At 56.8% G+C, this 15,498-nt stretch carries 10 protein-coding genes; 7 read left to right on the top strand and 3 right to left on the bottom strand.

From position 1 onward, the window contains the following. The first annotated feature begins 108 nt into the window (after positions 1 to 108). From QEH53_RS04930 to QEH53_RS04905, 6 genes are all read left to right on the top strand, one after another. Positions 109 to 1,134 carry an NAD-dependent epimerase/dehydratase family protein gene (locus tag QEH53_RS04930; protein ID WP_309022028.1) on the top strand — a complete coding sequence of 342 codons (1,026 nt, stop codon included), beginning with the start codon at positions 109 to 111 and terminating at the stop codon, positions 1,132 to 1,134. A 71-nt stretch (positions 1,135 to 1,205) separates the two neighbouring features. After that, positions 1,206 to 1,694 (top strand): phosphohistidine phosphatase SixA, encoded by a 489-nt coding sequence (gene sixA, locus QEH53_RS04925; protein WP_309022027.1) that lies wholly within the window; start codon positions 1,206 to 1,208, stop codon positions 1,692 to 1,694. A 65-nt stretch (positions 1,695 to 1,759) separates the two neighbouring features. After that, positions 1,760 to 2,683, top strand: a complete 924-nt coding sequence (locus tag QEH53_RS04920; protein ID WP_309022026.1) for an SDR family oxidoreductase — start codon at positions 1,760 to 1,762, stop codon at positions 2,681 to 2,683. 73 nt (positions 2,684 to 2,756) lie between these two features. Continuing rightward, positions 2,757 to 3,458, top strand: a complete 702-nt coding sequence (locus tag QEH53_RS04915) for a hypothetical protein (protein ID WP_309022025.1) — start codon at positions 2,757 to 2,759, stop codon at positions 3,456 to 3,458. A gap of 84 nt (positions 3,459 to 3,542) precedes the next feature. Continuing rightward, positions 3,543 to 6,317, top strand: coding sequence for a tetratricopeptide repeat protein (locus QEH53_RS04910; protein ID WP_309022024.1), 2,775 nt, complete (start codon positions 3,543 to 3,545; stop codon positions 6,315 to 6,317). A gap of 129 nt (positions 6,318 to 6,446) precedes the next feature. Continuing rightward, positions 6,447 to 9,659 carry a DEAD/DEAH box helicase gene (locus tag QEH53_RS04905; protein WP_309022023.1) on the top strand — a complete coding sequence of 1,071 codons (3,213 nt, stop codon included), beginning with the start codon at positions 6,447 to 6,449 and terminating at the stop codon, positions 9,657 to 9,659. 76 nt (positions 9,660 to 9,735) lie between these two features. Here QEH53_RS04905 and QEH53_RS04900 read toward each other — a convergent pair whose 3' ends face one another. Further along, positions 9,736 to 10,020, bottom strand: a complete 285-nt coding sequence (locus QEH53_RS04900) for a hypothetical protein (protein ID WP_309022022.1) — start codon at positions 10,018 to 10,020, stop codon at positions 9,736 to 9,738. 123 nt (positions 10,021 to 10,143) lie between these two features. After that, positions 10,144 to 12,972, bottom strand: coding sequence for an insulinase family protein (locus QEH53_RS04895; RefSeq protein WP_309022020.1), 2,829 nt, complete (start codon positions 12,970 to 12,972; stop codon positions 10,144 to 10,146). Between the two features lie 111 nt (positions 12,973 to 13,083). On the opposite strand from QEH53_RS04895, the gene QEH53_RS04890 reads away from it, so the two are divergent. Then, positions 13,084 to 14,334 carry a GTP-binding protein gene (locus tag QEH53_RS04890; protein ID WP_309022019.1) on the top strand — a complete coding sequence of 417 codons (1,251 nt, stop codon included), beginning with the start codon at positions 13,084 to 13,086 and terminating at the stop codon, positions 14,332 to 14,334. Between the two features lie 77 nt (positions 14,335 to 14,411). Here QEH53_RS04890 and QEH53_RS04885 read toward each other — a convergent pair whose 3' ends face one another. Then, positions 14,412 to 15,497 (bottom strand): amidohydrolase family protein, encoded by a 1,086-nt coding sequence (locus QEH53_RS04885; protein ID WP_309022018.1) that lies wholly within the window; start codon positions 15,495 to 15,497, stop codon positions 14,412 to 14,414. Between the last annotated feature and the right edge of the window lies 1 nt (position 15,498).

Genomic DNA, 15,498 nt, shown 5'->3' with positions numbered 1-15,498 from the left:
CCGCCACGCAACCCAATTCCAACCATCCCTTAAGCTCATCCTAATAATCCTGACCCTTCTACATTTCAATCTTCACCCTTAACACTTCACTCTTCACCATTCCGCCCCATGCCTTCCGCTCCCGAACCAATCGCCCTCCCACCACGATCTGTGCTCGTCACCGGTGTTAGCGGATTCGTCGGCCTCAAACTCGCCAAACGCCTGCTCGCCCAAGATTGTAAAGTGGCAGGCATCTGCCGCAAGCCTCGCCCCGACCTCGAAAAATGCCGCATCGAGATGATCTACGCAGACCTCGCCGATGCCTCCGCCATCCGGGCAGCTTGCCAAGGCCGCGATACCGTTTTCCACGTCGCCGCCAAAGTCGGCATCTGGGGCAAGCTCACAGACTTCCAAGCCGCCAACGTCGAAGGCACCCAAGCCATCATCAATGGCTGCCGTGACTTCGAGGTCAAAAAACTTGTCTATACCTCCACTCCTTCCGTTGTCTTCAACGGCCGCAGTATCGCCGGCCAAGACGAATCCCTCCCCTACGGAGAAAACATCCCGTGCCCTTATCCCACTACGAAAGTCATTGCCGAAAAAGCAGTTCTCGCCGCTCATGACTTGCCGCCCGGCCACCTCAAAACCGTGGCCCTGCGCCCCCACCTTATCTGGGGCAACGACGACACGAACCTCGTCCCTCGCGTCGTGGAACGCGCTCGGGCTGGCAAGCTCCGCATCGTAGGCGATGGCGACAATCGCGTCGACCTCACTCACGTCGACAACGTCGTCGACGCCCACCTGCTCGCCGAAGCTGCCCTCGACCGAACCGAGCACAACCCAGGCGGCAAAGCCTACTTCATCTCCAATGGCGAACCCGTCAAACTCTGGGAATGGATCAACGAGCTGCTCGAAAGTCACGACATACCCCGGGTCCACCGCCGCATCAGCCTCCCCAACGCCCGCCGCATCGGAGCAGTCATGGAGACCCTCTGGAAACTCCTCCGCCTCCACGGCGAGCCCCCCATGACACGTTTTGTCGCCAGCGAACTCGCCAAGGACCACTGGTTCGACATCTCCGCCGCCCAACGTGACCTCGGCTACCGCCCCCGTATCAATATGGCCGAAGGCATGGCCCGCCTCCTCTCGAAGTAAATCCGGAGGGACGGGTTCCACCCCGTCCGCTATGCAAGAGAACACAACCCAGTCCACTGAGAAGCCAAAAGATGCTCCAACACCTCCATCTCGTACGCCACGCCCACGCTGAAAGCGATGCCCCAACCGACGCTCTTCGTCCGCTCAGCCCCAAAGGCCATCGCCAGTGCTCCCGTCTCGTTGAAGCGTTTTCCAAGAACCAGATGATCCAAGCCAGTACCATCTGGCACAGCGGCCTCGTCCGCGCCTTCGAAACCGCCGAAGCGCTCGCCAATGGCCTCAAACTCGGCACCCACCTCGTTCAAAAAGACGGCCTCGCCCCCTACGACGACCCAACAACAATCGCCGCCGAAATGAACGCTCTCGACCAAAGCTGCCTCGTCGCCGGACACGAACCCAACCTCTCCTACCTCGCCTCTCTCCTCCTCGCAGGCCACGACAGCTTCCAGCGAGTCGTCTTCCCCAAAGCCTCTATCCTCTGCCTTAGCCGCATGAAAGCCGGCACCCAAGCGACCCCTTGGCAAATCGTCTGGCACCTCAGCCACAAGCACTTCAAGTAGGAGCGGCCTCTTGGTTGCGATCCATCAACCCGGCACCCGAAACCCGTCACCCAAGAACCTAACAAATGAAAATCCTCCTAACCGGTGCCTCCGGTCTTCTCGGAACCGCCTTCGCCCAAGCCGCCAAGCGCCGCGGCCACCATGTAGTTGGAATCATAGGACAATACGAAGGACCCCTCGAAGGACTCGCCGAAAAGAAGCGGCTCGACCTATCTGATCTCGTCAAACTCGAAGCACTCATCCTTGAGCAATTCCCGGATGCAATCGTCAATTGCGCCGCCATCTCCGAACCCAGATCCTGCGAGCGGGATCCCTCCTCCAGTCGTCTCATCAACGTGGCCCTGCCGGAAAAGCTAGCCCTGCTAGCCCGCCACCTCTTCGCCACCTTCATCCACATCTCCTCTGAGCAAGTCTTCGACGGAACCGCTGAACTCTACTACCGCGACTCTCCGCCGTCCCCACCAAACGAATACGCTCGCCAAAAGCTTGAATCCGAACACCGCGTCAACGAGCTTGCCGCCGAATTCACCTCCACCTTGCGCCTTCCCCTCCTCATGGGCAACAGCCTCACCGGCACCCGCAGCTTGCACGAACGCCTCTTGCTAAGCTGGTCCGAAGGCCGACCCACCCCCCTCTTCACCGACGAATACCGCCAGCCCTGCCTTGTCGAAAACGCCGCCGCTGCCATGGTCGAGCTCTGCGAACGCCCGGACCTCAAAGGTGTCTACCACTGGGCGGGCGAAAAGTCCCTTTCCCGTTTCGAGATGGGCCAACGCATCGCCAAACACTTCGGCTTGCCCGCCGAACAACTCGTAGTCGCAGCCGAGCGTGGCGACAACCCCCGCTTCGCCAATCGCCAGGCTCGGCTCGTCTTCGACCTCACTCCGCTAGCGAGCAAACTCAAGACCCAGCCGCAGGCCTTCAGCGACCAGCTCGACGCCCTTATCGTTCCCAAGCCCGTCCGCTCTTGGTTCAACGCCCTGCCATGAACGTCGAGAACCCATAACCCATCACCTAAATAATTGACCTAAGCAGACTTTGGCCAACTGTAGCTCCCGACACATGGCGCACTCTCTTCACATCATCCCCGACATAACTGGATCTGCCGCCCAGCACATGGCTTTCGATGCTCTGCTGCTGCAGCGTTATGAGCCAAAAGACGCCATCCGATTCCGCCACTACGAGTGGAACCGCGCCGCGTACACCTTCGGCCTTAGCCAACACTATTCGTACGTTACCTCAGAAGTGTCCGACCACAGCGCAGAAATCGTGCGTCGTCCAACCGGAGGCGGTCTCGTCGACCATACCAACGACTGGACCTACACCTTGGTTATTCCCAGCAGCCATCCCTTTTCCAGAGGACAGCCCGTCGAGAGCTACCGAGCCGTACACCAATGCATCGTGGACGCCATGGAAAAACAGGACCTCCACTCCGAGCTAAACCTAACCGCACCAGACAAGATCACGCCTAGCGTTTGCTTCAACAAAGCTGAACTCTACGACGTCATCCTAAAAAACCTGCCTAGCAAGCTCGCCGGAGCCGCCCAAAAACGCACGAAAAACGGCTACATGTTGCAGGGGTCCATTTGGAAGCCGCTCGCCAGCAAGGTTAGCTGGGAGCAGTTCTACAACGATTTCACGATGGGACTCGCCGCCTTGCTGGAAGCCGAGATCGAGTACGTCAGCTCCCCTTCCTGGCGTCCAGAAGAAGAGCTTGCCCTTACCGACCAGTTCGACTCGGACGAGTGGAACCAGCGACGCTAGTCGCCCCAGGCCGCTGCCGTAAAGCAGGCCACGCATCAAATATTTCCGCTTGTCCCCATAAGACTCCTGGATACTAAATGTGGGGTGATCCGATCTTTTTTAAACCGAATCTCACCCTCATTTCTCCTACCCCTGATCGCTGTAATCAGCGTCACCGCTCAAGATTTCGACTATGGCGAAATGGAGCTTAGTCCGACCGAGCTCTACGATGAAGCCTTGCAACATCTGTACGGAATCGACGGATACAAGCCGAGTCGCCCTGATGCGATGTCCCGACTCAAAAAGGCAGCCGAACGTGGGTTCGCTCCCGCCCACAATATGCTCGGACTGCTTTACTTGGAAGGAAACGGATTTTTCAGCAGCCCCCGCAAAGCCTTGCGCAGCTTTGAGCAAGCAGCTGAGCTCGGCGATGCCCTCGGTCAGTACAACGCCGGATACTCATACCTCGCCGGACGCGGTACCCCCGTCGATAACGCCAAAGCTGCGGAGCTTCTGCTCGCGGTCGTCGACGATTCCACCTCCAAAAACCTTAGCCCCGACGATTTCGGCACCGTTCGCAACGCTCGAGCCTCTGCCTACTTCTACCTCGGATTGATCTATGGCGACGAGGACGATGTCGTCCACTTCGACAATAAAAAGGCGACGGAAATGTTCCTGCAAGCGGATCGACTAAACGAACCCTCGGCAGCCATGATTCTCGCCATTCGCTACGCCCGCGGAGAGGGTGTCGAGCAAGACCAAGACAAGTCCCTCTCCTATCTCGAGCGCTTCAAGGTCGCCGCCGTCAACAAGATGCACAACTCCTACAGCCAAACCTACTTTCAGGGCATGGACCGCCAAGCCATCAATGAATCTCTCAACCGGCTGGTGGCAAATTACGAGGATCAGATGACTAAGCGTATCCAAACTATGCAGACATCGTTCGGCGTCTCGCTCCTCGATGAGGAGGATCTCTTCGATCCGGCCCAAGCCTTCGTCTGGCTCGAATCCGTCGCCGTCAAAGAAAACCCGCTCGCCTGCTCCCGCATCGCCAATCTCTACTACCAAGGAGAAGGCACCGAACAAAATTTCCCAAAAGCCCGCGAGCTCCTCGAACTCGCCCACAAGCAAAACACCATGGCTAAATACAACCTAGGTGTCATGCTCATCAACGGACAAGGTGGACCTGCGGATCCGGAGCGAGGAGCCACCCTGATCGATCGAGCGGCAAAAAGCAGCTGGTATCCTGCAATCCACTACAAAAACCCTGCTGACGCTAGATTCATCACCGAGCGCGAAGCCATCAAACTCGTCACCACAGAAGCGGATAATAAAAATCCCGACGCCCTCTACTGCCTCGGCCGCCGCAAGCTCTTCGGACTCGGCATGGATTCCGATTTCGAAAACGCGAAAACCCTCATCCTCCAAGCCGCCGAACTCGGAAACGCCCAAGCCCGCTACTTCTACGGTGTCTATGTCGCAAAGGACTTCGCCTGGCTCGGAGCCACAGAGGAAGACAAAGCCATCCAAGCTGCAGCCGATGCAGGCTACCCACCCGCCATCCACCACCTCGGCCAGAAAGCCGAGCAAAATGCGCGGTATAAGATCGCTATCGAACACTACAAAAAGGCGGCCTCGCTCGGCCATATCGAATCCCTCTATAAAATCGGAAAGTTCTACCGCGACGCCAACGGCGTGCAGCGAGACTACCCAACGGCTCTTAGCTATTTCCGCCAAGCCGCGGAAAACGAAGACGCGATCGGAGCCCTCAACCTCGGCATCGCTTACGAGTACGGACACGGCGTGGAAATCGACGCCCCCAAAGCCTACCAGCTCTACCAAGAAGCCCTCGACCTCGGTTCCTACTACGCGGAGTTCACTCTCGGTAACCTCCTCGCCAGCGGAAAGCTCGGCGAACGCGCGTGGGAGGAAGCCATCGCCCACTGGGAGCAAGCCGCCGAGTACCGCATCAGAGGCGCCTTCATTCGCTTGGGTGACGCCTACCGCGATGGTTCAGGCGTTCCGCAAAACATTTCCATGGCCGAGAACTACTATGCCCAATCGTCGCGCCTCAGCTACTATCCCGACGAACGCACCAACCTCAGGACTTGGATACTTAGTCTCAGATTCCCGGACAAAACCAGATCCTTTCCCACTGCCATATTGGACATCCGAGCTCAAGAGCTCGGAGGGTACCCACTCGCTGGATACGAATTAGCTTTTATGAACCTCGATGGAGTCGGCCTGAAGCAAAACGATAAAAAGGCGTACAAAAAATTCCTCAAAGCCGCTAAGCTTGTAGGAAGCGAATTAAAAACTCGGCTCGGCGACTCCTACGAAAAATACTACGGAAGTACCGACGAGCTGAAGGATCGGGAGATCCCCGTCATCTTCGAGGACGAAGAGCTCATCTCCGCAGGACTTGAATCCTGCTACCAAATCGCCAAGCTCCTACTGCAAGGAAAAGTCAACAAAACGAAACCCGAGGACTCAATTCCATGGTTCCAAACCGCAGCCGCACTCGGCCATGAAAAAGCCCAATTTGAGCTCGGCAGAATGTACCTAAACGGCAAATACGTAGAAACCAACGTAGGCGAAGCTTGGCGCTGGATCCTCGAAAGCGCCACTCTCCTCCCTGAGGCCAAACACTTCGCAGCCGCCCGACATTTCGACGGCACTTACCCAACGCTCACTCAGGAAAGAGCAGTCAAACTCCTCCGAGATGCCGCCACCGCTGGCCACAAAGCGTCCCAGGAGCTACTCGAGGAAAAAGGGATCCCTATCGATCCCGACTCCGAGCCACCCCACCGAGAGATTGACCCCAAGCGCAAAGGCGAAGATGACGGCTTCGACGGAGCCATCGACCTCGATGTCGCCTGAGCAAAACGCACTTTTCCCATCGAACTGTTGCTCCGCAGCAAAAAAACCTGCCTGCATTTCCAATCGGAAGCTCGACTCTGAGCCCCAATGAGAGACCCTCGTAATAGCCCCCTTCCTAAACCAAGATCTATGTCTTCCGAAGAATCGAATAACTGGAAAGCTGAACTCGAAGACAAACTCGGGCGCTCTTTCACTACCAGCGAACGCCAACAAATGCAGGTCATCAGCGACCTTGCGGAGGAGTTTGACTGGCGCGAAGCACTTTACGCAAAGGACCTCGAACCCTTCGACCCCGAGATCAAGATCAAGGTCCCCGATCCGAGCAAGCCCATCAGCGACGGCATTTGGGTCCAAAAACCGGAAACTGAGCTGGAGCTCCTGCAGTACATCGCCTTCCTTCTGCAACGCTTCGACGCGCCGGTACCAGCCTTCCTCAGTTCGCTCATCGATACGACTCCGATCGAGCAAGCCCTTATCGAGAGAGCCCGCGTCAAAGAGACCCGACTCTGGCGAAATCGTCTCGGAAACCTTTCCCAGCGTAAATACGTCACCCCGGTCTCCACCCTCGAGATACGCCTCAAGCTCTACGGCAAAACGCTCAAGTGGGAGGGCCGCCAATCGGAAGAGGAGGCGTACTTCAACATCACCGCCAAAGACTTTGGGCAATGGCTCTCCAAGGACTATGGATTCCTGGAACGTTTCGCCCCGCAAAGCCTCACCCTCTGCGCCCTCTTCCAAGAGTACTACAAGTCCACCCAGCGCGCCCGCATCGACCTGGACAAACCTGAGGACTGCTCCTTTCTCAACAAGCTGCTCCACCACCCCATCACCAAGGACCAGATTGTCGGCACAAACGACCTCCCTTTCAACGTATCCGAAACCGCCCTACGTTGGACTGGCATCCAAAACGGCATAGGCGACGATGGTTGCTACGTTCTCCAACTCGAACTCGAAGACGGCAACGCCGCTCCGTTCCCTCTCGTCTACCTAGCAGGCGAGACCCCACTTTACCTCTGCAGCGACACCCTTTACCACGGCCCCCCCCTACTCCGCCCCAACGAGCGACCGAACAAACTCTTCACCATTCCCGCGGCTGCTATCGAAGCACCCGAAGGCCTTCTCTTCTTACGTAACCAGAAATTGCCGCTACCGGAATCAGTCGGCGACGATCTTGTCTGCATTCCCATGCAGGCACGCCTCTACTGCCAAATCCGCAAAAACGAAGAAAAGTGGGCCAAGAAAACTTGGCTCGACTGTCGCCTCTTCTCCGTTTCGCCGGACCAAGAATTCTGGTTCCTACTCACCAGCGACGGATGGACACCCAGCAGCAACCCGGAAGACGAGGGCGACGTCGCGGTCGCCCCTGAACGCACCCTTTTCGAGCAACCCCCTAGCGACTACGTTCCTGAAGTCCTCGAAGCCTTCGACCTCGAGGAGGATGAAGACGAGGGCATTTGGAGCCGCACCATCGAGCAAGGCTTCGCACGCGAATTCATCGATTGGATACAGGAGATACCGGACGACATCCAGCTCATCCCCGACGAGGAATTAGACACCCTCGTAGACGGACGCCCCGCCGGGCGATACGCTCTCACCGTCTCCCCCGACGACAACGCGGATTGGTTCAACCTGAAACTCGATGCCCAGTTCGCGGATACGAATCTCTCCGAAGAAGAACAACAGCTCGTCATGCGAGCCCGCGGCGAATACACCTACCTGCCTGGCAAAGGCTGGAAACGCTTCGAAAGTGAAGTGGTCGACACCGACAAGCAACTGCTCGACACCCTCGGCGTCCACTTTGACGAAGCGGGTACCGGTCAACACTCCCTCCACACCCTCCAGCTCGCCGAAGCCAAGCTCGAAGAAACTGCCTTCGAAGAGCAGCGCGAGGCCATCCGCAAGCGTTCCAAAGAACTCACTGCCAAAACTGCCGCCGCCGTTCCGAAGGGCATCACTTCCGAACTCCGCCCCTATCAGGTGGAAGGCTTCAAGTTTCTAGCCTATCTCGCCCACAACAATTTCGGTGGCGTGCTCGCCGACGACATGGGTCTTGGTAAAACCCTGCAAACTCTTACCTGGCTCACTTGGCTCAAGCTCAACCGCCCTGCGGACGAGCCTCGCTTTTCGTGTCTCGTGGTCTGTCCAAAGTCCGTCATGCACGTCTGGCACAAGGAAGTGGAAATCCACTCTAGCGTGCTAAAGATCGCCATCTTCGATCCCGACGTCCACCTCGCTGCCACCTGGCAGCTCGACGGAGCCGACATTCTCGTAGCCAACTACTCGCAGCTGCGCATCCGCAAGGACCTCTTTCACCAAGTCAAGTGGACCGTCACCATCCTCGACGAAGCTCAGTACATAAAGAACCCTACTTCCCAAACCGCCAAGGCAGCCCGCGACCTCAAGGCCGAACACCGCCTCGCACTCACTGGTACCCCCGTCGAGAACAAAGCCACCGACCTCTGGTCCATTTTCTCCTACGCCATGCCCGGATTGCTTGGCAGCAAGACCTCCTTCACCAAGCACTACAAGGAAACCGACCCACAAACTCCTGCCCGACTCGCCAATCGCGTATCGCATTTCATGATACGCCGTAGCAAGAAGCAGGTAGCCACCGACCTTCCGGACCGCATCGAGGAATCCCTCGTTTGCCAGATGGAAGGCGAACAAAAGGACCTCTATCTCGCCGAGCTCAAGCTCACTCAGCAAAAGGTCCTCGGAATCGACTCCCAATCCGCGTTCGCAAAAGAACGATTCAACATCCTCGCCTCTCTCTTGCGTTTGCGCCAGATTTGCTGCCATCCCGCTCTCATCAGCCCCGAGTACAAGACCGTCAAAAGCGCTAAGCTGGAAGGCCTCGTCGACCTCGTTTCCGAGCTGCAAGAGGAGGGCCACAAGGTGCTGATCTTCTCCCAGTTCGTGGAGATGCTCAAGATCATCGCCGTGGCTCTCGACGGCATCGGCTGTAAGCACCTCACCCTCACCGGACAAACCAAGAATCGCGAAGAACTGGTCGATCAATTCCAGAATGACGAATCCATTACCGCCTTCCTGCTTTCGCTCCGAGCCGCTGGTTCTGGTTTAAACCTGACCGCAGCCAGCTACGTGGTGCTCTATGATCCATGGTGGAATCCAGCCGTCGAAGCGCAGGCAATCGATCGTACCCACCGTATCGGCCAGAAGAACACAGTGAACGCTTACCGCTTGATTGCGAAAGACTCCGTTGAGCAAAAGATCCAATCCTTGCAGGTGAAAAAGGAAAACCTCGCCAACGAGATCGTGCGCGAAGAATCCCTCTCCGACATCCTCGACCTCGACAACCTCAAGCGCGTGCTCAGCCAATAGGCTGAGGCGACCCCGTAGCTCCGCGCTACGAACAAAAAAAGACCGCCCAGCTGGCGGCCTTTCGCTAAAATCAATTCTAGTCCTCTTCCCTATAGTCCGCCATGAGCTCGCGGATGTAGCTTTTCGTCCTTTCCCGTTCACGGTAGGTTTGCAGGCTACTTTCGGAACCTCTGGTTACCATGTACTCGGGTGGGCGTCGGCCATAGTAGCTCCAAAGAGCAAGGGCCAAGAGACGGGGCAAGTAGCAACTCACTTCAACAAGTTCGTTCCGTACACGCTCCTTTTCGTGATAAGACAAATTGCGCAAGCCGATCCATTCGATCTTCTTGGCAAGGTCTCGTGATGTAGTTGTGTCGGTCATTGGCGGGGTCTTCGTAGATTATGATAAGTCGCTCTTTGGACCCTGGAAACCTAGTAGAGTTCATCGGGAATTTGTACCCTAGCCTCTGATCGGGGCCGAACCTAGGCTCAGTCATCCATCTCGCTACTCCTCATATTCTGGACGAAGATAGGCGACCAATAGATTGCGCATATCGAAATATAATACTGCCGCTTCTTGAGCCGCCTTCGCATCGAATGCTCTGACGCGTTCCGGAAATTCCAAAATATCCTCGAATTCCCGCCCTTCGGCGACCATGCCCACCAAATTGTTCAACCAGAATCCGTTCTCCTTGATGCCGCGTTCGTGCTCGCGAAGGTGCAGCTCGCGAACCTTCTGAACATTCTCCGCACGAGCTCCTTCCTCTTGCAGTTCAATGATTTGCATCAAACCAAGCCGCACCAAATTCTCCGCGTTTCCAGGATCGCAGGAGAAACCGAAACCGGTGGAGTAGGAGCCTTCCGGCAAGCGTCCCAGCGAACCAAACACGCTCACGCCGTACACCCCGCCATTGTCTTCGCGAAGTACTTCACGCATGCGAATGTTGAGCAACCCACGAGCGAAAGCCAAAGCGTAGCGGTTCTCCGGCGTCCACTCTGCATCGCCATTGAAGAAGACCCGCACCGTCGTCTTTTCTTCGAGCCCTTTCTTGATATCGACCGAGAGGCGACCCGATTTCGGTTTGTCGCCCAATTCGCGGGCCTTTTCCGAGGGACGGTCTCGGGTCGGCAAACTTGCAAGGTACGTACGAACATACTCGCGGAACGGCTCCAGTTCGATCGCACCCACGAAGACGAAGGTGAAATCACCGGCATTCTGGAACCGATCTTTGAAGATCTCCAACGACAAACGGGCTTCCATCTCCTCGAGACGTTCAAGGTCGAGCGGTTGGTGGCGCGGATGGTCTCCGTAAAACTCTTCCTCAATCGCGTCCTGGAAAACCGATCCGGGCGACTTGTCGCGATTGGCGACCATTTCCGAGAGGCGAAATTTCACCGACTCGTACGCCTTATCGAGGTCTTTTTCGTTCGGGTCGGTGATCTGCAGGTAAACAAGCTTGAAGAAGTCCTCCAAATCTTGCGGCGAAGTCGAGCCACTGAGCGATTCAGCGCTGGAGCCGATCGAGGGCGAGAGTCGCACCGTTTTGCCAGCTAGCTTCTTCTCCAGCTGAATTGTGCTGAAGGGGCCAATTCCAGCCTCGCCAAGCAGCATTGTCGCGGTCATCGCGGGGATAAATTCGTCGTCCGCCACGAGACTGCTGCCCCCTTCACTGTAAGCCGACATGAGGATCTGGTCATTCTTGAAGTCGGTGGGCTTGATGACGACCCGTGCTCCGTTAGACAGCGTCCACTCGTGAACCTCGACCGCTTCGTGGAAACGCTCCTCCACGATTTCGCCAGGCTCGGGGACTTCCGCAAGCAGCGGGGCATCGGAAACATCGTCAACGTACTCGCCCAAGTCCATCGCCCGGCCAGCTTCCAAAGCGGCTAAGAGCTCTTTCTCTGCTGGCAATTCGTACCCTTCTGCCTCGGGCGCGGTGAAAAGGATGACCCTGTTTTTCTCGGTACGAAAAACGTCACCCACTCGATTGACCTCCTCCACGTCGAGGTCCTTCAAAAAAGCATGGTGCATAGCACGCTCCAGCGCGATGCCGGGAATTGGTTCATCGACTGTGAAAGCCCGGGTGTACTCGCTGGCAAAAACGCTCGAGGGCGTATTTTCCCTCTCCTCATATGCTCGGTCCATTCCGCGAATCATGTCCGCTTTGACGCGATCGAGTTCGCTTTGGCTGAACCCATTTCTACTCGCCCGAGCCACTTCCGCAGTCAATAGCTGGATCCCTTCCTGCACTTTTCCCTGCACTAAGCCCACCGACATGACGTAAGCTCGCTTGGTTCGGGCCAGTCCCGTGGCTGCTACGCTAGCACTGATGTAGGGAGGATTCGCTTCGAGGGTACGCTCGCTCAAGCGCTTGTTGAGAAGAGAGAAGTAGATGCGTTCGATGAGATGGCGACGATAGTCTTCCCCTGTTTCATCGCTGTCTGGGTCAAGTTTGAGATAAACCCTCGCCGACATGCTGGTGATTTCTGGATCCGAGACGACCGAGAATAAAGTTTGCTCGTGGTCCGGCACTTTGGCCTCCACACGCTCCGGCGCGTCCTCCGGATTCTCGAGCCTGGAAAAACGCGTGATAATTTGACGCTCAACTTCTTCTGGATCGAAATCTCCGACCGCGATCACGCCCATCAAGTCCGGACGGTACCACTTCTCGTAAAAATCCGCGAAGCGCTCAGCAGGGGCGTTCTGCACTACCAGCATCGAACCGATGGGAAGTCGCTTAGCGTAGCGCGAATTGAAGAAAACGAGCGGATACTGCTGGTCGCGGATGCGTTGCCCAGCTCCTTGGCCCGAGCGCCATTCTTCCACCACGACCCCACGCTCCGCCTCGATTTCGAACGGATCGAGCGAAATGTTCGAAGCCCAGTCCTCCAAGATCAGAAACGCCTTGTCGATCGTTTCCGGATCGTCCCAAGGCACCTCTAGTTTGTAGATCGTCTGATCGAAAGAGGTGCTCGCATTGAGGTGCTGGCCAAAACGCATCCCAATGCTTTCCAGGAAGTTAACGAGTTCATGCTTTTCGAAATGTTTCGTCCCGTTGAAGGCCATGTGCTCGAGAAAGTGGGCGATCCCCCGCTGGTCGTCATCCTCTTGCAACGAGCCAGCATTGACCACCAGACGCAGCGAAACGCGGTTTTCCGGTCGCGGGTTCTTGCGGATGTAGTAGCGCAAGCCATTGTCCAGCTCGCCGACGCGTACATTCGGGTCGACCGGCAATGGAGCCGACAGGTCGAAATCCTCTGGAAGCTGAGCCCAGATCGTCGAGGAAAGGGCAATTAAAAGGAAAACGGTTACAAGCTTGGATATGAAACGCATTTAAATAGGGGACAAAGGTGATAACCCTTGGCCTAGAAAAACGAATTAGCAATTCGTTCCTCCCCAAATAGCCTTTCCTTTCAAGACCCTCCCCCTAAAAACGGACCCGCAATGCCCGAATCGACGCCACAACTCTCTGTCACCATCCTCTCCGGCTTCCTCGGCGCCGGCAAAACCACTCTGCTCAATCACCTGCTCAGAAATGCCAACGGCGAACGAATAGCTGTCATCGTAAACGATATCGGCGAGGTCAACATAGACGCCGCGCTCATCCAGAGCGAAGTGCGAACCCTCGAAGGCGAAACTCAAAACGAGGTCGTCGAACTATCCGGCGGCTGCATCTGCTGTACCATCCAGGGCGATCTCGCCCTCGCCGTCATGGATCTGCCCAAAAAGGGTAACATCGACCACATCGTCATCGAATCCACTGGCGTGGCGGAGCCCACCCAGATCGTCCACACCTTCCTCACACCCGGACCCAACGGCAAATCGCTCGAAGAAGTCGTTCGTATCGACAGTTTGGTGACAGTGGTCGACGCTGCCTTCTTCCTCCGCGAATGGAAGGCCAACGCTGCGAAGGGCACCTCCCGCGAGCTTCTACGCCAAGAGGACGAGCGGCCCGTGTTCGAGCTGATTATCGAGCAAATAGAGTGCGCGGACCTGCTCGTCCTCAACAAGATGGACCAAGTCACGGCAGACGAACGTAGCGAGGTGCTAGTCATCTTGGACGAGCTCAACCGACGCGCCATCAAGCACGAGTGCGAGAACGGCAAGCTGCCCAACTCTGACATCCTGCACAACGGCTCTTTCGACCTCGACTCCACCCTATCTGGCGCCAGCTGGCTTCAAAGCCTCGACAAACAAGACCGAGACTCCGGACCCGCCGACCCGATCGAGGAGCGACCCGCCCCAACCCTTTTTCGAAAAGTCAGCTCCTCACCCAGCTCGCTTTTCTTCCCCAGCATCTCCAAGGCCCTCGACCCCATCGCTAAAGCCCAGCAAGGACTCGTCACCCTCGTTTACCGCTCCCGCAAACGTTTCCAGGCAGACACGTTTGCCAACATCATCAACACCTCCATTCCCGGACTGCTTCGCGCCAAAGGCTACTGTTGGATCGAAGGAAACGACCAGCAAGTCGGCTTCCTCTCCATTGCCGGCTCCACCACCCGCTGCGATTTCATCGGCAGTTGGTGGATCACCGCGCTCGAAAAAGGGAACATCGACCGCTCGCAAGTCCCGGCCGAAGTGGAAAAGAAGTGGGAAGCTCCACACGGCGACCGCCGCCAAGAGCTCGTATTTATCGGTTTTAAGCTCGACCGCGACCGCCTGCAAGCCGAGCTGGACGCTTGCCTCGTCGACTGAAAGGGAGGGACCACTCTCACGTGATCCGCAAAGCCTATTCAAGCTGCCCCCGATTTCGCGGCGAGCGCCGATTCATCCTAGTTCCAGGAACCCAACAAATACCGCCCGCTCTCCTCAAAGACTTCCACCGGAACGCCTAAAGCCGTCTTCAGCTTTACATCGCGGTCCCACGGATTCTTGACCCGAGAAATCCGCAACATCTTACCAAATGTCAGACGAAGTGGATACAGCCAAGGCGATACCATAGGCGTGTTGGTCAAGGGGTAATCTGTCCCGTACAGAAGCCTTCCTCGCAAACGCTCATCCGCCAAGACCCGCGGCAAGAATCGCTTCCGGTTAAACTGTGTCAGCGTCGAGATATCCGCCACCAAGTTCGGAAACCGAGGCATCATCTCCAGCAGCCTCTCTACGTTACACTGCCCTTCGTTCTTACCTGCACTCGCCACGTGAGCAGCTATTACTCGCACACCCAAACGAAGGGGCAACTCCAAGAGTTTGGGGTCACCTAGGCAATTGTCCGTGCGGGAGAACGAATCCTCATGCCCCGTGTGCGTAAGCAACGGCAGATCAAGCTCCACCAGCTTCTCGTAGTACGGCACCAGTCGCTCGTCACTCGGATCGATGTTTTGGATATTGGGTAACCACTTCACCAATACAGCGCCATTCGCCTTCGACCACTCCAGCTCCTCCAGTGCATCTCCACGCAGTGGATGCACGCTCGCCGCGAACAGCAGATTTGGAAAATCCTTCACCACCTCCCCCACAAAGCGGTTCGGCACCCAAACCTCAATCGCTTCCAGATCTAGGCTTCCGTCATCTTTGTGAGGCGCGTCCATCGCGAGAATCACCGCAGACCTAACGTGCTCGGAATCCGAGATCGCCCGATCAATATCCTCCATAAGCGAGCGATCACCTCCAGCCATCAAGTTTTTCTCGCTGGTCCCAAAGATCCTCAGGTACACGCGAAACCGCCAGCTTCCACGCAGAGCCTCGGAGATCCGAGCTTCGCTACCGCCCGCTCCGATACCTGCCGTGTGGCAGTGCATGTCGACTACGCCCATCGGTAAACGCTCCGAAACCGGTCCGATCGGCCCCTTCCATAATAGTATTCGCAAAAGCAGGACAGCGCCCAAGATCGAAAGCAGCACAAAGAGGAGACCCATG

The organism is Pelagicoccus sp. SDUM812002, assembly GCF_031127835.1.
Taxonomy (GTDB): Bacteria; Verrucomicrobiota; Verrucomicrobiia; order Opitutales; family Opitutaceae; genus Pelagicoccus.
This window is presented reverse-complemented; position numbering and strand designations above follow the sequence as displayed.